Raw genomic sequence first — 20,485 nt, 5'->3', positions numbered from 1 at the left:
TTCTAAATTATCAAATAACATGACGCTTCAGAACGGGAGCGATTATCCCCTAAGCGTGTTTGGCAATCAAGGTCCAAAAGACACCTTTTTAATTAATTACTCTTAATTGCACAATCGTTACTCAATTACCTGAATATTTCAGCACATAGATAAACATCTTCTATACTTTTTAGACAAACCTTTAGTTTGTAACTCTTGGGTGCTATCACCAATAAACTACACATAAAAAAGTTAGTCGTCCAAGTGTAAAACTGACTAACAACCAAACATCTTATTAGGGAGAATAATAATGCTTTTACGTCTTTGTTGTTATTTTCTCTTGGGTTTATGTTTGACTCATTCAAACTATTTATTTGCTGCTAATACAGTTGCTAATCCTGACGATAAACTACAGCAAGAGGAAACACTCCCAGTTGTTACAGCGACAGTAAACCGCGTGTTTATCAATGATAAAAAACTCAGCACACATTTTGCTCCCCCATTTTTAGACAACCTATTCCTGAAGCCCACGAATCAAATAAAAGTTAACAACCTTTGGCAACTATCACCTAACATTGTGCTGAATAACTATTTTATCCACCGTCAGTCACAGTGGGACGGCTCTGCCAATGAACCAGTATTTGCATATATAAAAGATCGAGACACTTTATTTACTCCCAATGAACTAAGCAATGTCATTCCTCATTCATCTTTCCCAAGCAAAAATGAGGCATTCAGCTTAGGTAGTGAACTCTCACTTCATCACCTGCTTAACAATCAGCTTATTTTGGGGATTAACTTTCAAATAACCTTAAAAGATGAAAATAGACTTAATTCCTTTATACAAGATGATGAGTTTTCAACAACTTCATTTCAACAGCTTAATACCTATGCAAAATACCAAATCAGAGATAACTTTGATTTACATTTAGATTGGGTAATACAAAATTCTGAACAATCAAAAACCTCAAACAGCCATAATGGCAGCCATCCCGCCAACACACTGAAACGTAATGATATTTATTATCATTACCTACTGTTTTCAATGAGCTACAAAATGTGATCACGTTCTCATTTTAGAATCGAATTGCGGCTTTACGACAAAGTGTTCATTAAACATCCTTCATCAAATGCTAATATCTTATGTTAACTGAACATTAAAAAAATCCATTTAAACGAGAATAAAAGGCACAAGCTGATCACAAAATGCAAGCCTACTTTAGTCTAAATTTAACATATCAGCCCTTTGATATCGTGAAACAAATACTACTAAAGGAATAGCAGGATGTAGTTCACAACTCTTAATCCTTGAAAATGAATAAGAGTTTAATGTTAGTTAATATGCTGCCGGGTAAAACCAAGCACTTTGTAATAACTAGTATTTCGAAGTGATAATAATTGCAGGGAAATTATGATGAAACGATTTAACTTTAATACAACAGCAAAAGCTGTATTTAGCGCGGGAATTTTATCTTTCGCTCTAGCAGGTTGCGGAAGCGACGGAAAAGATGGTGAAGATGGCCCAGATGCACCCTATGGCGTTGATATAAAATCAGCAACAACGCTAAAAGCAAAAATTACACACGCAGCGGTCACTGACGGAATCGTCAGTGTTGATTTCAGCCTTGAGAACGCCAATGGCATTGCAGTAATCGGCTTGGAAGAGTTCACCGATATTAATACTCTTGGTTTTGGTATCGCAAAATTAGATGCATTACAAAAACGCACTCTTGTTGATACAACTGCTCCAGATGAACCAGCGTCTCGTAAAGGCACTAAGCCAACGCAGTGGACAAGCTACATTAACTCTGTAAAAACGCCGAATGAAGCTCATATTCCTGAAGGATTTGAAGCATTAGCCACTGAGCAAATTCAAGCTAGTATTGAAACTAGCTGCAAAACAGATTGTATTACTATGCTTTCGGCTGGCGAATACCGTTATACCTTCTCTAAAGCATTATCTGATTATGATCAAATTGACGGATTGAATACTGAATACAACCCTGAATTGGTTCACCGCGTTACTTTAGAGCTTCGTCCTACGTCTAAAACTCAAAATGCGACATTAATCAATACGCATTTTGATTTTGTTCCAGCTTTAGATCGTGAAGCAACACCTGAAGAAACGCGTAACCTTGTCAATCTACAAGAATCTTGCATTCGCTGTCACAGCGATAACTATGAACATGCTTGGGCACCAAAGCTTGCCATGCATGGAACTAAACGTACCGAAATTGAAAACTGTGTCGTTTGTCATACCACCTATAGTGGTGACCCTGAAACTCAGGCCACATTAGACTTCGGTTCAATGCTTCACCGCATCCACCAAGGCACATATGTCATGGCCGGTTATGGTGGATCTGTTCACGACTACACAGATGTAACCTTCCCTGCTGGTGATGGTTGTCAAAGCTGTCATATTCAAGGTGAAGATGCGCCAGCTCAAGCAGACAACTTCTTCTACCATCGTCAAGAAGCCTGTGCCTCATGTCATATGGCTGAGTTCAACCCTGTTGATCAAAAAGCATGGTTTACACCGCCAGAAAACCAAAAAGATCGTGGATTTGTAGGTAATTACTTCCACTACTATGCAACACCAGAAATGGATGGTGTACCTGGTGCAGACGTAAGATCGCATTTTGTCGCAGGTGATTGTTCAGCATGTCACGCTGACGATTCAAATCCTATGGGAGCAGCCAAATTCCATACAGCAAAAGCAACAGAAACTATCAATGTTCGCGATGCATATGCATATGAAGTAAGCAATGGTACTTATGATGCAGATAAGGGTGAATTAACATTTGCCTTAACGTGGGACAAAGCAACGCTTCCACATCAAGACACATCAATCAGCAGCTTCTACATCAATATTCAAGCATTTGATGGTGTTGAATTTGTAATGGGTCCTCGCCCAAGTTCTGGCCCACTAGGTCGTAACGAAGGTCGTATTTCTGTTGATTTAACATCTGTAGAAACAAATGAGTATTTAACAGCAGCAGCTGATGGCAACACTATCACTTATACGCTCAGTGGTATCGGCGCTCCACATACTCAAATCATGGATCTTAAACAAGGTTTCATTGATGGCAAATTATCGGTATGCGCTCAAGCACCAGATCAAACGCCAGAGTCTGCAAGCTTAGTTGACTGTGCAACAATGGCTGAATCAAATGCAAACTTCACTGTTTATGTTGGTTCAAACAAAGCATCATTCAGTGAAGATGGTAGCGATATTGCTATGCGCGCCATGGTGGCTTCTGAAGCAAAATGTGCAAGCTGTCATGAAAAGCAAGCAGATTTTTCAGAGTCGCATAGCTACAAGTACGCAGGCGCACCAGATAACAGTTGTCGTGCTTGTCACGCATCTGAGCCAAATACAGCAGTTAAGTTAGCCGATGGTAGCTGTGTGGCATGTCACAATGGTGCTCCCGCTCATGCAATTAAAGCATTTGATCGTGGCTTCGATTTCAAAGTATTAATTCACGGTTTACATGCCGATAAACGTACTGGCTACTATAACCCTAATAAAGCAAAAGGTGATATCACCTTCCCTAACCATTATGGTGATTGTGCGGTATGTCATGACAAAGGTCAGTTAACCATGACTAACCTTGGTAACAAACCTGCGTTCGCGGCTGCTGATGGTGAATATTCGCCAACGGTTGCGGCCTGTGCATCTTGTCATGCGCCAACCGCAGCAGGTAAAGAAGCTGCGGTACAGCATTTCATTGCTAACGGTGGTGTTTATCAAGGAACCGCTGGTGAATATGTACCAGGCTCAGAAAGCTGTGCAACTTGTCACGCTGAAGGCAAAGCCTACGGTATTGATAAAGTTCACCCTGTTAATTACAAATAAGCAGTACTAATTAAGAGAGGAGACTTTGTCTCCTCTTTCAGTTCTAACTACTCCTAAAGGAATACTTAGAACAGGGTCACACATTCACTGAAGCTTTAGAGATTTTTAAAGTTAGGTGCAGTAACCTTATTGATAGGAATACATTTTCCAACATCCACTTAACTGAATAATAAGTACCAATTAGGTACACCTTGCAGAGGACACTGCCAGTTAAGACGATGTATTACCTTTGCAGGGAAAATATGATGAATACAAAATACTCAAAAATAGCGCTGTTATTAGCAACAGCAACCTCTTTGACTTTAGCAGGTTGTGGTGGTGATGATGGCAAAGATGGCAAACCTGGTAACCCAGGAACCGAACCCGCAGATGCGATTCAAGTACTAAATCTTGATGTTACCAATGTGACTTATGACAACGGAACCCCAACCGTAACCGTTTTTGCAACCAATCAAGATGATCTGCCCGTCATTGGCTTACAGGACTTAGGAATTGTTGCTGCTCAACTGACCCCAATGGGTGCGACTGGAGCAGGCAATAGTGCTCAATGGACTCGAACAGCAAGAGCTTCGGGAACAAGTAGCTATACCGATAACAAAAATGGCCAATACACTTTCACTCTTGAATTGAGTGAATACAATCCTGAACTTACTCAACGATTAAATGTATATGCAGGTGGAGTCGGCTCTACCCTTATGGATGGTGTAACGACTGTACCACGTCGTGAAATAGTAAAAGACTACAGTGGTGACGGTTATGAAGCCATTTACACCAAAAATATTGTGTCTCACCAAACTTGTACATCTTGTCATGCTGAAGACAAGCCACTCACTAGTCGCCATAGCAACTATTTTACACAAGAAACTTGTGCTACCTGTCATAGCAGCTCAATGAGTATGGAAAAACAATGGAATCATCTGATCCATAACATCCATAACACCTCTAAAACTTTTGTAGATAGGTATGGTAAAGAATATACAGGTGTAGCAGCAGAAGCTTTAATTCAAAACAATTGCCAAACTTGTCACGTTGAGTCTGAAGAATTATCAGAATGGAACAACTGGTCACGTATTCCCACCATGGAAACTTGTACAAGTTGTCATACCAACATCGACTTTAAAGCCGGTCAAGGTCACTCTCAACAGTTAGACAACTCAAACTGTATTGCTTGTCATAACGCCTCTTGGACTGAAGAGCTTCATACCGGTGATTTTGTTCAGAAAAAAGCCTTCATCGACATGTATGGTATGAGTGCAACATTAGTAGCGAACAAAGCTGATGATGCAGATTTATCTGCAACCTTAACCGTCTCTATTTTAAATGCTAATGGTCAAGCGCTTGATGCAAATACATTAATCACCAAAATTCAACGTTTAGAAACTATTACTAACGTTGGTCCTAACTTCCCTATTATGGGTTACAACCCAAATCCTGAAAGCGGACTTGCTAAAATAGTTAAAGATTTAGTGTCTAAAGGTGCACTAGTTGATGGTGTAACGGTTAATGGTGATGGTCAGCTTCAATTTGTTTTTCCTTCGCTTCCATTTGGCGCTGGAGATACCGACACTGCATTCACTTTCATTGGTTTAGAAATGTGTAATGATGGTGTTGCTGCAATTGATTGTGCCGAGGGTGTTGCCACAACCAGTATGAAAGCCGAATTAACTCATGGCACATACTCTGGTGATGCACCAAGCTATCGTCATGTTGACTCAGTGAACTTTAGTACTTGTCAAAACTGTCATGGTGAGACCTTTGAACTTCATAAAGGACATCATGCTGGTTTTGTGATGACTGAGCAACTTTCTCACACCAACAATGCAGATGGCCAACCTATTATTGGTGTTGATGCTTGTGTGGCTTGTCACACTCCTGATGGCACTTATGCCTCTGGCGGCAATAAAGGTGCATTCGAGACGAAGCTTCACGTCGTTCACGGTGAGCAAGATATCATTAAAGACTGTACGCAATGTCACAATGACTTCAACTTAGACGCATTTAAAGTGAAAGGTGCATTAGCAACTGATAACCCAAATTATTCAGGTAGCTTATACACCACGCCTATCACTGCAACTTGTGCCTCTTGTCATGGCTTTGATGAAATCAAAAACCATGCTCAAAGCCAAGGTGCTGTCGTGAATGGTTCTTACCAAGAAGCAAACGATGCAGCACAGCTAGAAACTTGTTTCTTCTGTCACGCACCAAGCATTGAAAACCACGGCCAAATCAAAATGTAATTTGCCCATTGGGAGAAGTGATTTACTTCTCCCTTATTTCTTGGCAATGCGCTTCTGCTAAATTTTGAAGCGTTGATATGGACAAATTAGGAAGTCTACTAATGAAGACCAAAAATAACACAAACTCAATGATTGCAGCATTAATGTCAGCCGCCATTTTAATGGTAGGCATGGCAATGCCCGCACATGCTGCAAAATGGGATGAAACAATGTCGCCAGCCGAAGTAGAGGCGACATTAGATCAAAAGTTTGCTGAAGGTAAATACTCACCGAAAGGCGCAGACACTTGTTTAATGTGTCACAAACGCTCAGAAAAAGTCATGGACTTATTCAAAGGCGTTCATGGGGCAATTGATTCAAGTAAAAGCCCTATGGCTGGTTTACAGTGTGAAGCATGTCATGGCCCGTTAGGAGCACATAACAAAGGTGGTAAAGAACCAATGATCACCTTTGGCCCAAACTCAACATTAGCGGCTGACAAACAAAACAGTGTTTGCTTAAGTTGTCATACAGATGACAAACGTATCTCTTGGAACACCAGTCATCATGATAATGCTGATGTAGCATGTGCTTCTTGTCATAATGTTCACACTGCAAATGATCCTATTCTGTCTAAAAAGACTGAAATGGAAGTGTGTACAAGCTGTCACACTAAGCAAAAAACCGATCTTAACAAACGTTCAAGTCATCCAATGAAATGGAATCAAATGACCTGTAGTGATTGTCATAACCCTCATGGCAGCACATCAGATGCAGATTTGATTAAGCCAAGCATTAATGACACCTGTTATGAGTGTCATACTGAAAAGCGTGGTCCAAAGCTTTGGGAACATGCACCAGTTACAGAAAATTGTGTTAGCTGTCATAACCCACACGGTAGTGTAAATGATGCCATGCTAAAAACTCGCGCGCCTCAATTATGTCAGCAATGTCATGCCAGCGATGGTCATGCTAGCAATGCATACTTAGGTAACACAGGAATGGGTTCATCTGTTGGTGACAATGCATTTACCGGTGCTCGCAGTTGTTTGAACTGTCACAGCCAAGTGCATGGTTCAAATCACCCATCAGGTAAACTATTACAGCGCTAGGGAGTAACACAATGAAACATAAATTAAATATTATCACCCTAGCCTTACTAGCCAACACCAGTTTTGCCGTGATGGCAAATGGCTACGGCCTAGCAAACGCCAATACAAATAGCGTTAAATTGGACAAGTGGGTATGTAAAGGCTGTGTTGTTGAAACCGGTACCACTGGTAGTGTTACCGTTGGTGTTGGTTATAACAGCGAAGACGATATCAAATCTGCCAATGCATTTAAAAGTGCAAATGAATTTGCAGGTAAGTTAGATGCAAACATTAATTATAAAGGTGAAAATGGCTACCAGTCTAAGGTCGATATTACAGACCTAGGTATGGACAATGCTCGTGCTGATATTAATGTTGGCAAACTTGGTACTTATAACCTGAATGTTAACTATCGCTCAATTGCGACGTATAAATCAAACACCGCCCTAACGCCATATCAGGGTATCGGCGGTAATGATTTAACCTTGCCAGATAACTGGGTAACCGCAGGTTCATCAAGCCAAATGCCAATGCTTTATTCAAGCCTTAACCCTTTTGAGCTATCACTTGAGCGTGAACGTGCCGGTTTAGGTTTTGAATATCAAGCTGAGTCTATGTTTACAGGTTTTGTTAATTATCAGCGTGAAGATAAAACTGGTACTAAGCAAACATCTGGTAGCTTTTTCAACCAGTCAATGATGCTTGCAGAACCCGTTGATTACACAACCGATACATTAGAAGCCGGCATTAAGCTTAAAGGTGATAACTGGTTTACTAGCTTAAACTACAATGGTTCATCATTTAAAAACCAAAACAATCAATTAAGTTACGATAACGCCTTTAATCCAACATTTGGCGCACAAACTCGTGGTTATATGTCCTTAGATCCTGACAACGAAGCGCATACTATATCGTTAATGGGTCAATACAATGACTCAGTCAGCGTTGTGAGTGGCCGGTTAATGTTAGGTAAAATGAGCCAAGACCAGGATTTTGTTACCTCTGGTTATGGTTATCAATTACCGGCAGACTCACTAGATGCTTCAGTTGACTTAACGGGCATGAACATCAAAGCGGTATCGCGAGTAAATCGCAAAGTTCGCTTGAATGGTAGTTACGACTACAATGACCGCAAGAACAACACACAAGTTGAAGAGTGGACCCAAATTAGCATTAATGACGTTACAGGCAAGGTTGCTTACAACACGCCATACGATCATACCTCGCACCGTGCTAAATTAGGTGCTGATTATCGAATCAGTCACGGCTTAAAGCTTGATGCGGGTTATGACTTTAAACGCGATGAGCGTAGCTATCAAGATCGTGAAACCACCGATGAAAACACTGTTTGGGCGCGGATCAGAGTCAACAACTTTGATAAATGGGACATGTGGTTTAAAGGGAGTTATGGCCAACGTGATGGTTCTGACTACCAAGCCTCAGAATGGACATCAAAAGAGCAAAACCAATTATTACGCAAATACTATTTAGCAGATAGAAACAGAAGCCAAATAGAAGCACGCGTGAGCTATGTTCCAATGGATGCGTTAACCATCGACTTCGGTGCTCGTTATGCACTTGATGACTATAAAAATACTGAAATTGGTTTAACTGAGTCAAAAGACACTAGCTATGATGCGAATGTAAGCTACATGTTTAATGACGATGTTATGCTTAATGCGTTTTACAATCATCAAACCATTGATTCAGCTCAATCTGGTAGTAGCAACTTCACTACCGCCACTTGGCAAGCTGATATTGAAGATAAAGTCGATGTGGTTGGCGCAGGTCTAAGCTATAACAACCTAATGGATAGTCGTTTACAGCTAGGGCTTGATTACACCTACTCAAACTCAGATAGCACAACGCAAGTAAGACAAGGGATTACCGGTGACTACGGTGATTACTTTGCCAAAGTGCATAACCTGAATGCCTATGCGTTATACAAAGCCACAGAAAAAATGGATCTTCGTTTTGATTACAAAATGGAAAACTATTTAGATAACGATGCGGCAAATGATATTGCACCAGATGGCATTTGGAATGTCGTTGGTTTTGGCAGTAACAGCCATGACTATACTGCGCACATGATCATGCTGAGTATGAGTTACAAGTTGTAAATTAAACTCACATTAAATAAAAGCCGCTAATTTTTTAAGATTAGCGGCTTTTTTGTAAAGTTCTTGCAACACCACAAATTTAACACTATATTAACAAATGAATTATCTTGTGGTTTAAATTTAGGCAAAAGGATTTTACCTAAATTGTTATAAATGTGTTTAGTTAGATAGAGTCAACCTTGCGGCCCACTTGGTTGACTTTTCTCTTTCAGGGCAAAACTAATCCCATTTTTCTGCCAAATAAAGCAAAACCCGCAAAATGCAGGTTTTGACAAGTGCTGACTACAATGTATCACCTATCTAAGAAGCGCTAATAAGTCTTCTGCACTGCCCTTCCACGGCCCCTGCGTGCCATCGGATAAGATATTATCGGCAAGGCCTTGCTTATGCTGCTGCATGGCTTGAATCTTCTCTTCAACCGTCCCTTGCGCAATTAACTTATAGACAAAAACTGGGTTTTCTTGACCTATTCGATAAGCACGATCAGTGGCTTGGCGCTCAGCGGCGGGGTTCCACCATGGATCATAGTGAATAACCGTGTCTGCAGCCGTTAAATTAAGCCCTGTACCACCGGCTTTCAAACTAATTAAAAACACTGGATTGTCGCCATCTTGGAAAGCATCAATTTGCTGCTGACGCTGCAGGGTTTTTCCCGTCAGTAAACTATAAGGAATATCTAAAGCAGTTAACTCTTGCTCAATCAAGCTCAGCATCGAAGTAAACTGACTAAAGATCAAAATTTTACGTCCTTCTTCAATCATTTCAGGCAAGTTTTGCACTAACCAATTTAACTTGGCGTTGTCGGTCACTTTTTGCGCTTGCTCTAATTTAACTAAACGAGGATCACAGCAGGCCTGACGAAGCTTTAATAAAGCATCTAAAAACTCTATATGACTGCTAGACACGCCTTTTTTAGCAAACAACTCGCGTAGCTTTTTCTCCATCACTAAACGAATTGATTCATATAAATTTCGTTGGTCTTTTTCAAGCTCTAACGACTGAACAATTTCAGTTTTTTCTGGCAACTCAGCAACCACTTGAGTTTTAGTACGGCGAAGCATAAATGGCGAAATACGCTGAGTTAACAAGCGAGATTTTTCAATATCAGCCTGCTTTTCAATTGGGGTGCGAAACTCTTTATTAAAATAGGTCTGCTGCCCTAATAAGCCGGGTAAACAAAAGTCCATTAACGACTTTAACTCACCCAAATGATTTTCTAATGGCGTACCCGATAAACACAATCTAAAGTGGCCTTTAAGGGTTTTGATCACCTGAGTCGCTTTAGCTTGAGCATTTTTAATCTGCTGAGCTTCATCCAAAATAATATGCTCAAACACATGCTCATGATAGATATCTTCATCTCGAATGATCAGCGGATACGTGGTGACAATCACATCATATTGATCCAGCTCAGCAAGCCATTGATGACGCTGATTACCGTGAATAACGATGAGGTTTAAATCTGGGGTAAATTTCTCGGCCTCTTTTTGCCAATTGCCCACTAAGCTGGTTGGGCAAATAATTAAACTCGGTTTTCGCTTTGCGGGTAACGTTTGTTGTTTTACATGCAGTAAAAAAGCTAATGCCTGAACGGTTTTACCCAGTCCCATATCATCAGCCAAAATGCCGCCTAATTGATATTCTTTTAAAAAGCACAACCAATCAAAGCCCTGCTTTTGGTAGTCACGCAATGTTGCATTCAGATCATTAGGCAAGTCTATCGGTTGCACCCCATTAAAGCTGGCTAACTTACTAGCTAATAGCCGCACGCGCTCGCCATTGAGCAATCTTACTTCGCTTTCTGACAAATCATTCAGTAAATGAGCACGGCTGCGTGGAATTTGCAGTTCATCACTACTATGACGATGAAACAACTCTTGAATAATTGAAATTAATGGCTTGATGGATTTAGCTTTAATTTTAATAAATCGACCATTATCACTTGGCAAAAGCAACTCTTGTTCATCGTCTGGTTCACCATGCTGTTGCAACCAACGCGCAACCAATGCCAACAACGAAATCCGCTGACCATCGATATCAGCGTTTAATGACAAAGAAAACCAACCTGATTCATCCTCATCCACTAAATCAACATCTAGCTGAGCATCAACAATGTTAAGGTCAAAATCGCTGGCAAAGTGTACATCAAAACCTAATTCGGTTAACTCATCAATACGCTGTGATGATAATGCTGACCAATCAATAATGGCCTCAGGTAGCAACCCTATTGAAACAAAGTACTGCTTATCTAGGCTTGGCGGTAATATATCTACAGATAGTGCCTGTAAACCCAGTTCACGCAACTGAGCCATATTGTGTTGCTCTTGCTCTGCTTGGCGGTGAATCTGATATTGCACATTGCCCTTTTTCAGTAAGCTGATGTGTTCAAACTGTTCGCTTGCGGCAAATTTAATCTCACCGTAACAGTGTTCAACTTTAATTGCTGGCTGCAAAAAGGCTGGGCTATCGGCTCGGTCAACTAAACAAAAAGTTAGCCGAGTGTTTAATTGCTGGCTAATTTCTTGAAATTCAATCTCGGTAGGGATAGGCACCACTTTTGATGGAAAATGTAGAAGTAATGCATGGCTAATTTTATCTAATTGACTTTTATTTACCGGTGGCATTTTTTGCAATAACTGTAAGCGCTCAGCCGATAACTCAGTGTCAATTTTACCAAGTTGTAAATAATCTAGCTCGATATAAAGTGCTGGCTCGGTGGCAATAAATTCCCAGTTGTCCAAACCGGGCATCACCATTTGCATTTGACGATGATTTTTGTCCATTTCAGCCCATATAAACTCGGGTTTTATGGCTTGTGATAATTTGAGAGGAAAACGATTTTCTTCCCAAAAAGCCACTTCAGCATCAAGCATTTTCATTAAGGCAATATAACCAATTTCACCTTCAAGATAGATTTTATTGCCTTGTAAATTGTTAGCAAAAAGCAAGCCGATAAGCTGTTTATCTTCGGGGCTTATCCACCAAGGTAAATGCAGACGTAAATCATTAATGATTAATTTGCTGCCACGATTATAAGTGCCTTTTTTATTTAACTTGCTGTTTTTAAGCTCAACATAAACCCCATGCGGATCGCTAGATAAACAATAAATTATCCGGTTTGGTTCAGCATATTCATCATTAATAACAGGCTGGATAGTATCTAATTTGTCTAGTTGCGACAGCCATTGCGCCACTCGTTGCTCTTCAACTGGCTTATTGTCAATTAGAGCCAACAATGCGGCGGCCACATGCTTACAATCTCGGCGAACCGGACATGTACAATAGGAACGCATAATCACTTTATGATTAACATTCACTAAGCTGATATCTTGACGGTATGGTTCTTCTATCGCGCCTTGAGTATAAGCTTCAATATCGTGATTATCATGGCTAGCCGTGACCTGAAGAACACGGCCTTGGATCAGGTAATTTTGAGCCTTCTGAATTTGGGTTGCCGAAAAAAGCTTTCCGATTAATTCATGGGATAATTTGATTGGGAGATTAAAGAGTTTAGCCGACATCAATTACATCCAAGTGTGCTACAAAAAAACTGACACAGTAGCAAAAAAGTTAACTTGCCATTTTATGGGAGTCGCCCGCTAATATCTAGCAAAATCGGCATTTAAGGTGACTAGTTTAACGGTTAATTTGTCGCTACAATCGCTGCCTTTTACTTTCTCGTTTTTGATTATCTGAATCATGACCTGATGATTAAATCATTGAGCGTTACAAATTGACTGCAGAAATTTAGCCATGAAAATGAGTCACCGTTTAACTAGCCTTGCCGATATGGTCGAACAACCTTATACCCATATTTGGGATTGCTGTTGCGATCATGGTTTTTTAGGGGCTGAATTACTTAAACGCAATTCAGCAAAACATATTCACTTTGTGGATATTGTTGCGCCATTAATGCAGCAGTTAACCCAAAAGTTGCAGCTGTTTTTTCCGCTCGACGCTCAACAAACCTACAATTGGTCAGTGCATTGTATCGATGTGGCAACCTTACCCATTGATCAATTCGCTAATGCCAATAAGCCCAGCGAAAAAGATGCTCCTAATTCGGATTGCATTGATGAAGCCGACATTAAGCAACTGATTATTATTGCCGGCGTAGGCGGAGATCTAATGAAAGTGATGGTTGAAGCTATCATAAACTCAAACCCCAATATAGCGGTCGATTTTTTGTTATGCCCAGTGCATCATCAATTTAAATTGCGCCAAATGTTGGCACAATACGCGTTTATTTATCTTGATGAAAAACTGATTAAAGACAATCAGCGATATTATGAAATTCTCAAGGTTAGATACCAACCTAAAGCTGCCTTAATGGGTTTAGCAACTGCAACCGTCAGTCCTGTGGGCGAGAAAATATGGCAAGCACAAACAACACAACAGGCTGAAGTTGTTCAAGGCTATATCAACAAAACCTTAAACCATTATCGCCAGCGGTCGAAACAAGCCATTATGGATAATGAGGTTGAGTTGGCAATCATGGCTTATAGCGCCGTAGCAAAAAACTTGTCTGAAAGTGATTAAGCCTATTGATGCATCGGCGCGTCAATCACCCTTCAATGGAATCATGTTCAACTGAAGGGCAACAAGATGCAAATTCAACTCAGCTTAAAGCTTGCTCGATATCAAAAATCAAGTCTTCAACGTTTTCAAGACCCACTGAAATCCGTAGTAAGTTATCGGTTATGCCTGCAGCTAATCTTGCATCTGGAGTATAAGGTGAATGAGTCATAGATGCAGGGTGTTGAATTAACGATTCTGCATCCCCTAAACTGACCGCAATGGTAAAAAGAGCCAAGCGATTGACAAAATTAATGGCGTCTTGTTTGTCGCCTTTTAGCTCAAAGGCGATCACGCCACCGCCTCGTTTCATTTGGCTACCAATAAACTTATGCCCCGGATGCTGACGTAAACCCGGATAAAAGACTTTACCAAAAGCGGGATGCTTCTCTAAATACAATGCGATGGCTTCGGCATTGTCACAATGACGGGTTAACCGCACATCTAAGGTTTTTAAACCTCGTAAAATTAACCATGCATCATGAGGTGAAATTACCCCACCAAAATCTTTTAAAATCTCATACTTAAGCCGATGCAAATGCTCAGCACTGCCGCACACAATACCGGCAATCACATCACCATGCCCGTTTAGGTATTTTGTTGCGCTGTGGATCACCATATCAATCCCCATCGCTAAAGGCTGCTGCAATAACGGCGTCATAAAGGTGTTATCAACAATTGAGATTAACTGATGCCGTTTTGCAATTTGAGCAATCCCCGCTAAATCGAACACATCAAGGTTGGGATTAACCGGCGTTTCACAAAACAATACTTTAGTTTTGCTGGTAATTGCGGCTTCCACTGCGGCTAGATCTGCAAAATCGACCAAGGTGGTTTCAATGCCCAAGCGTGATAATTGATGAGTCATTAACGCATAGGTGCAACCATAAACGGCTTTGGATGCCACAAGATGATCGCCAGCTTGCAAGTGAGTTAACAAAGCGCTTGATACTGCAGCCATGCCAGAAGCACAAGCTGCCGCATCTTCAGCGCCTTCTAATAAGGCCATTTTTCGCTCGAGTTCTGAAGTGGTTGGGTTACCTAAACGCGTGTAAATATAACCAGCTTCATCACCCGCAAATCTGGCTCCGCCTTGCTCTGCGGTTTCAAATACAAATGTGGCACTTTGATATAACGGAGTAACTAAAGCCCCAAAAGCTTCTCGTTGATGTCCACCATGTATCGCTAAGGTCGCCTTATTCCATGTAGCGTGCTTGCTCTCTTGCATCTTGATCTCCTAGCCTACTGATTAGCGTTATTGTTGTCGTGGTAGGTGCTATCCCAAAGCTGATGAATAATTTGTTGGAACGGGAATTAGCATTGAAATTGCAATCAAGATAACTCAGTTGAAAAGATTACCAAGGCAGATAAAATAAAAAACCTCAATCACGCATGTAAAAACAATGTTACATGCATCATTAAGGCTTTATGGTATTGCTAAAACATTTTAATACTAACTGAATAAATTCATAATGTTAGCTTAAAGATTCACGTAACCGCTTCATCCCCTCATCAATAGAAACCAATGGCTGATAGCCCAAATCTTGTTTGGCTGCGGCTATATCAAAGTAGTGACTGGTGGAAAGTTGTCTAGCCACAAACCGAGTCATGATAGGCTCGCGAGTGATATTCAGCGCACTGTAAATCGTTTCTAAGGTTGCGCCAACGGCATAAGCTACGGCGGCAGGAACCCGTTTAGTGACTGGCGGTAAATCAACGCAAGCCAGAATTTTATTGAGCATGTTTGCCATAGTAATGGGCTCATCATTACTTAAAAAATACGCTTTTCCAGCAGATTTACCCACAGAAACTAAATCTAGCCCAGCCAAAATATGTGCATAAGCAGCATTATCGACATAAATGGTGTCAACTAATTTGTCTTGCTTGCCCACCAATTTTAAGCGGCCTGCTTGAGCGCGCTCAATGACGCGCGGCACTAGATGAGGATCATTGGGACCCCAAATCAAGTGAGGTCTTAATGCGGTGGTTTTTAATGCAGGGCTGTTTGCTGCAAGCATGGCCTGCTCAGCTAATGCCTTTGATTCACCATAATAGTTCAGGTATTTATTGGCATAAGGCGCTAACTCATTAATGCCATTTTCATCTTCACCAGCAAAGGTGACACTAGGAGTACTGGTATACACTAATGCATTGATCTCAAGGGTTTTACAAGCCTGAATAATATTATTGGCGCCATTAAGGTTAGGCGAATAATAACTTTGCTTACTGCCCCATACGCCAGCTTTTGAAGCAACATGAAACACTAAGTCACAGCCCTGCATCGCTTTAATAACCTGAGTTAAATTGGCAATATCACCTTGAATGGTGTCAACACCTATCTCGTTAAGCTTAGGATATTCGCCCCTCGCAAAACCCACCACTTGAATACCTGCGGCAATTAAACGCTGACAAATCGCAAACCCGAGAAAGCCACCAGCCCCCGTTACAAACACTTTATTCACTTTAGCAGCTAAGGCAGTAAGCGCTTGCTGCTCTTGTTGTGGCAATTTTGATAGTTGATTCATTATTCTTTCCACGTTTTTTGTGCCCAAACCGCCAGCTTTTCACGGAAGATTTTGGCGTTGTGCCTCACATCTACCGGAAAATCAGGGTGAATTAAAAATCGGCTTATCCCTTGGGTATGCTCATGCTTTTGGGCTATATTCAGTAACTGTTGATAAAGCGCTTTAGATGTTGAACACACCAGCGCTTTATCAAGTTCAACACACAATAAAGGCACCACTTGATGATTGACCGTCACTGCCACTAATGCTGAACGCTTAACTTGTGGATGAGTATTAAACACCCGCTCACAAGGGATTGAAAAATAGCGTTGTGGCAAAGGGGCGGGATGAGTTGCATCCACTCGATGTGCTTTACGACCACACATCCACAATAAGCCATGATCATCTAAATAACCCACATCCCCCATACGGTGTCGCATCGTATTAGCTTGTGTATCAGCAATTTTAGATACCCTAGTTGCATCAGGACGCTGGTAATATTGCTGGCTGACCATCGGGCCTTTTACCACTATCTCACCTATCTGGTTCGGAGTAAGCTGCAAGGCGTCATCCCAAGATGTAATCGCCTGTTCAGTAATGTCGATAATACTGATATCAACCCCTTCAATTGCTTTACCAACGCAAATACCGCCGCCATTATCAGTATGTTCAGTGGTACTAAATAATGCGCTGCTGCCAATTTTACTGATCGGCAATGACTCTGTCGCGCCATAGGAGTTAAGTACTTCAACATCATCATTTAACATCTGACTAAAGCGTTTTATTGATGAAATGGTGGCTGGTGCACCGGCAGAAATCACCCGTTTTATCGAAACTAACTTATGCTGAGTTTGCTCACCAGCCTGTCCCAAACGTTCTAACAAGGCCGGATTGACAAACATATTACTGCATTGATATTGCTCGATAGCAGCAAATAAGTGTTTGGGATTGGCTGTAATAGGCTTGCTGGCATCCATATCTGGCACAATAGATGCCATGCCCAAGGCGGGGCCAAATAACGAAAACAGCGGAAAGGTCGCTAAATCTCGCTCGCCAACTTGAATGCCGTAATCGTCTTTTAATGCACTTATTTGCGCTTCGAACATTTTATGGCTATACACCACGCCTTTAGGAACTCCGGTACTGCCGCTGGTAAACAGAATCGCTGCCATTTGATCGTCAGCGAGTTTTTCCATGGGGTAAGCTACACGGTCAAATTGTGGATGCTGGGCAAGTAATTGATCAATACTGTGGCAACCCGCTAGCCAGCGCTGCACGACACCGCCACCAACATTGATAACATGTTTTACGCTGCCTCGCCCCCAACCTAAAAGTCTGCGGGCGACATGTGCCTTAGGGATCCCAATAAATACATCAGGTTCAGATTCAATAAAACACTGCTTGAGGTTTTTAACCCCCATGCCAGGGTCAACTAAAATGGGAATAATACCAGCTTTAAATAACGCAAAAGTTAAACTAAAAAACTCAAGGCTAGGCGTCACCATTAAGACTGCTTTCATGCCTTTTACAATGCCGACAGCATTAAGGGTATAGGCAAGTCTATCTGATTGTTGATGCAACTGGGCAAAGGTTAACTCTTGATATTGGTAACTGTCACTTTTAGCTTGCTGCACTGCAACGGCAAGCAAGTCTGGACTATGCAATGCGGCATTGGCTAAGTGTTGACAAAGATTGGCATTATTGCTGGTTTGCGTCATAAAAGGCTACTCTGTTCGAGAATAATCAATATATTAAGTTAAACGATAATTTATAACAAAAAAGGCTCCTAAGAGCCTTTATGAACAAACAGTATCAGTTATTTATTTGTTTCAATAAACTGTTGGATAAGTCCAATCACTTCATCACTTGCATCTTCTAAAATATAGTGACCGCAATCGGCAAACTCATGCACTTGTGCATGTGGCATGCGCTCACGCCACTCGGCTAAAAAGTGCTTATCAAATACAAAGTCTTGTAAACCAAAACAAATCAGGGTTGGAACATTAGCAAACTGCTTTAAACTGTCACCAATCTCTGTCACTAAGTCATAATTACGATCACCGGCCTTCAATGGAATATCTTGCACAAACCGCAAAGTAGATATGCGGTTTTTCCACGAATTAAATGGAGCAACATACGCTTCTCGTACCGCTTTATCCATTGGCTTGCGCTTTACGCCAACATAAGAGGCAGCAGAAGAAAACGCATTCAAACCACGCACTAACAAGGTGCCTAATAAGGTTTCACGGCAAATCCATAGCGCCCAAGGAAACGGCTTGGTATCAGGCAAATGAAACGCCGCTGTATTTAAATACACTAAACGTTTAATGCGCTGTGGGTGTCTGGCCGCAAAACCTGTGCCGATCATCCCCCCCCAATCATGACACACTAGGGTAATGTTTTCGATTACCCCAAGGCTATCTAATAAGGCTTCTAAGTCATCAATTCGGTTTTTTAGGGTGTAATCGTAATCTGGATCGTTCGGTTTATCAGAGATACCACAACCTATGTGATCCGGCACAATACATTGATGCTGACTACTTAATGCCGAAACTAAATTGCGGTAGTAGTAACTCCAGCTTGGATTACCATGCACCATCACAACCGGCTCACCTTCGCCTTCATTGATATAGTGCAATTGATTGCCATTACGATTTAAAAAATGGCTTTGAAACGGCAATAACGCCTTTAACTGTTCAGCGTGTGTTGTCATGATGCTTCCTATTGAATTAGTTTTATTATTTTCAACGAGTAAGGGATTACCATTTAATCCCTAACATCATGCAATTTAACCCGCTACCTATGCCCAAAAAGCTGACTTGATCGCCTTGACGTAAAAAGCCTTCATCGTGAGCAATAGCGGCTGTTACGGGTAACGACACCGTTCCCATGTTGCCTAAGGTTTGATAGGTTGGGTATTCTTTTTCTTGGGGAATATTTAACGCAGTTAGCACTTGCTTACGATTAGATGCGCCAACTTGATGACATATCACTTTATCAACCTGCTCTACCACCCAATCACGCTGTTCCAGGAAGTGATCCCAAGTGTGCTTGGCTAACTCAACACCTTCTTTCAGCAACGCAACGGCATCGGTGCGCATAAACTCGCGGTAAAGCATATGACCCGCTTCTTGTAAGCCCCACTCACAAAGGTTGTGATGCTCTGGCGCAGACAAGTGGCTGGCACCAAGAAGTTGGTGTTGACGCGTATTTTTAAGCGGTAACGAGCCATCAGTTAAAATCACAGCTATTGCGCCAGAACCGCCTGTTAAGGTGGCAAGCGATTGGGCAAAGTTTTGCATTGTTGGCTCAGCAAGCATGTGATCGATTGTGGCTTCAACAATGTCACGAGCAGATTCACAAGACACCACCATACCGGCTTTAATTTGCCCAAGCTCAATTCGGTTTGCAATATCTAAAATACCTGACAGCACCCCTAAACAGGCGTTACTAATATCATAAATTGCAGTGTCTTTTGACACACCCAATTGCGCTGCGATACGACAAGCCGTTGCGGGTTCATGCTGATCACGACAAACACCGGTATACACTACAGCACCAAGATCTTGAACATTGATCCCTGTTTCATGCACCGCTTTGTTTGCAGCAGCAATCGCACCATCAGACAAACGATAGCCTTTAGGCCACCAGCGACGTTCGGTTATCCCTGTTAACGCCGCTAATTGTCCCATTGGAATGCGGAATTTTTGATACAAAGGCGCAAGACGAGATTCGAGATCAAGGCTTGAGACAATTTGAGGCGCTAACTCATAAGCTAGACTATTGATAAACACGCGTGAGTATTTCATTAAACCATTTTTCGCTTTGTTCAACACCACGATAAACTGAAGATTCTCTATCAAAGCACACGCTATTTTAATGCCTGTCGGCCCTGTGTTTCGCTGATTTTGGTCTGCGATGCTTTGATGATTCTTGAATATTAGCGGATTGATTTGTTGTAATTCACTATTAACCCGACATTTGAACAAGAATGGCCCAAAACTTCAATCAAAAACCGCAATTTGTGCACCTGTATGTGCATTTAATTGTTAAATTTTGCAGGACACATTTTGTGCTAGATAACTGAATTAATCAGAAATTTGTAAAATAGAATAGTCTAAACAATAGCTTAATATAAATATTT

At 41.4% G+C, this 20,485-nt stretch carries 12 protein-coding genes; 6 read left to right on the top strand and 6 right to left on the bottom strand.

From position 1 onward, the window contains the following. Nucleotides 1-331 precede the first annotated feature (331 nt). From HBH39_RS06195 to HBH39_RS06175, 5 genes are all read left to right on the top strand, one after another. On the top strand, nucleotides 332-1,042 hold the full coding sequence (locus HBH39_RS06195; protein ID WP_167676573.1) for a hypothetical protein: 711 nt from the start codon (nucleotides 332-334) through the stop codon (nucleotides 1,040-1,042). 348 nt (nucleotides 1,043-1,390) lie between these two features. Beyond that, nucleotides 1,391-3,835, top strand: a complete 2,445-nt coding sequence (locus HBH39_RS06190; protein ID WP_167676572.1) for an OmcA/MtrC family decaheme c-type cytochrome — start codon at nucleotides 1,391-1,393, stop codon at nucleotides 3,833-3,835. A 242-nt stretch (nucleotides 3,836-4,077) separates the two neighbouring features. Next, nucleotides 4,078-6,072: an OmcA/MtrC family decaheme c-type cytochrome gene (locus HBH39_RS06185; RefSeq protein WP_167676571.1), complete on the top strand. Its 1,995-nt coding sequence runs from the start codon at nucleotides 4,078-4,080 to the stop codon at nucleotides 6,070-6,072. A 128-nt stretch (nucleotides 6,073-6,200) separates the two neighbouring features. Next, the gene (locus HBH39_RS06180) at nucleotides 6,201-7,163 is read left to right on the top strand and encodes a DmsE family decaheme c-type cytochrome (protein WP_432280147.1); all 963 of its coding nucleotides are present in this window, start codon (nucleotides 6,201-6,203) and stop codon (nucleotides 7,161-7,163) included. Between the two features lie 11 nt (nucleotides 7,164-7,174). Continuing rightward, entirely contained in the window at nucleotides 7,175-9,262 is a 2,088-nt protein-coding gene (locus HBH39_RS06175) for an MtrB/PioB family decaheme-associated outer membrane protein (RefSeq protein ID WP_167676569.1), read from the top strand. 296 nt (nucleotides 9,263-9,558) lie between these two features. On the opposite strand, the gene HBH39_RS06170 is transcribed toward HBH39_RS06175, so the two are convergent. Beyond that, nucleotides 9,559-12,783: a DEAD/DEAH box helicase gene (locus HBH39_RS06170; RefSeq protein WP_167676568.1), complete on the bottom strand. Its 3,225-nt coding sequence runs from the start codon at nucleotides 12,781-12,783 to the stop codon at nucleotides 9,559-9,561. Between the two features lie 232 nt (nucleotides 12,784-13,015). On the opposite strand from HBH39_RS06170, the gene HBH39_RS06165 reads away from it, so the two are divergent. Next, a complete protein-coding gene (locus HBH39_RS06165; protein WP_167676567.1) occupies nucleotides 13,016-13,801 on the top strand; it encodes a tRNA (adenine(22)-N(1))-methyltransferase in 786 nt (261 codons plus the stop codon). Nucleotides 13,802-13,880: 79 nt separating this feature from the next. On the opposite strand, the gene HBH39_RS06160 is transcribed toward HBH39_RS06165, so the two are convergent. The 5 genes from HBH39_RS06160 to HBH39_RS06140 all read right to left on the bottom strand — a co-directional run bounded on the left by HBH39_RS06160 (nucleotide 13,881) and on the right by HBH39_RS06140 (nucleotide 20,150). Further along, a complete protein-coding gene (locus tag HBH39_RS06160) occupies nucleotides 13,881-15,065 on the bottom strand; it encodes a trans-sulfuration enzyme family protein (protein WP_167676566.1) in 1,185 nt (394 codons plus the stop codon). A gap of 247 nt (nucleotides 15,066-15,312) precedes the next feature. Further along, nucleotides 15,313-16,362: a 2-alkyl-3-oxoalkanoate reductase gene (oleD, locus tag HBH39_RS06155; protein ID WP_167676565.1), complete on the bottom strand. Its 1,050-nt coding sequence runs from the start codon at nucleotides 16,360-16,362 to the stop codon at nucleotides 15,313-15,315. Then, a complete protein-coding gene (gene oleC / locus HBH39_RS06150) occupies nucleotides 16,362-18,059 on the bottom strand; it encodes an olefin beta-lactone synthetase (RefSeq protein ID WP_167676564.1) in 1,698 nt (565 codons plus the stop codon). Before oleC ends, oleD begins: the two co-directional genes overlap by 1 nt. 98 nt (nucleotides 18,060-18,157) lie before the next feature. Next, on the bottom strand, nucleotides 18,158-19,054 hold the full coding sequence (locus HBH39_RS06145; RefSeq protein WP_167676562.1) for an alpha/beta fold hydrolase: 897 nt from the start codon (nucleotides 19,052-19,054) through the stop codon (nucleotides 18,158-18,160). Between the two features lie 46 nt (nucleotides 19,055-19,100). After that, nucleotides 19,101-20,150, bottom strand: coding sequence for a 3-oxoacyl-ACP synthase III (locus HBH39_RS06140; RefSeq protein WP_167679992.1), 1,050 nt, complete (start codon nucleotides 20,148-20,150; stop codon nucleotides 19,101-19,103). Nucleotides 20,151-20,485 lie beyond the last annotated feature (335 nt).

Origin of the sequence: Shewanella aestuarii, from assembly GCF_011765625.1 — a bacterium.
In the GTDB taxonomy this organism is placed as follows: Bacteria; Pseudomonadota; Gammaproteobacteria; order Enterobacterales; family Shewanellaceae; genus Shewanella; species Shewanella aestuarii_A.
Note: the sequence above shows the minus strand (reverse complement) of the source record. Positions and strands in the feature narration are given on the sequence as shown.

Excerpts from the sequence above, each read along its gene's own strand:
- HBH39_RS06185 (WP_167676571.1), top strand. The coding sequence starts at position 4,078 with ATGATGAATACAAAATACTCAAAAATAGCGCTGTTATTAGCAACAGCA.
- HBH39_RS06165 (WP_167676567.1), top strand. The coding sequence starts at position 13,016 with ATGAAAATGAGTCACCGTTTAACTAGCCTTGCCGATATGGTCGAACAA.
- HBH39_RS06145 (WP_167676562.1), bottom strand. The coding sequence starts at position 19,054 with ATGACAACACACGCTGAACAGTTAAAGGCGTTATTGCCGTTTCAAAGC.
- HBH39_RS06175 (WP_167676569.1), top strand. The coding sequence starts at position 7,175 with ATGAAACATAAATTAAATATTATCACCCTAGCCTTACTAGCCAACACC.
- HBH39_RS06160 (WP_167676566.1), bottom strand. The coding sequence starts at position 15,065 with ATGCAAGAGAGCAAGCACGCTACATGGAATAAGGCGACCTTAGCGATA.
- HBH39_RS06140 (WP_167679992.1), bottom strand. The coding sequence starts at position 20,150 with ATGAAATACTCACGCGTGTTTATCAATAGTCTAGCTTATGAGTTAGCG.
- HBH39_RS06170 (WP_167676568.1), bottom strand. The coding sequence starts at position 12,783 with ATGTCGGCTAAACTCTTTAATCTCCCAATCAAATTATCCCATGAATTA.
- HBH39_RS06190 (WP_167676572.1), top strand. The coding sequence starts at position 1,391 with ATGATGAAACGATTTAACTTTAATACAACAGCAAAAGCTGTATTTAGC.
- oleC (WP_167676564.1), bottom strand. The coding sequence starts at position 18,059 with ATGACGCAAACCAGCAATAATGCCAATCTTTGTCAACACTTAGCCAAT.
- oleD (WP_167676565.1), bottom strand. The coding sequence starts at position 16,362 with ATGAATCAACTATCAAAATTGCCACAACAAGAGCAGCAAGCGCTTACT.
- HBH39_RS06180 (WP_432280147.1), top strand. The coding sequence starts at position 6,201 with ATGATTGCAGCATTAATGTCAGCCGCCATTTTAATGGTAGGCATGGCA.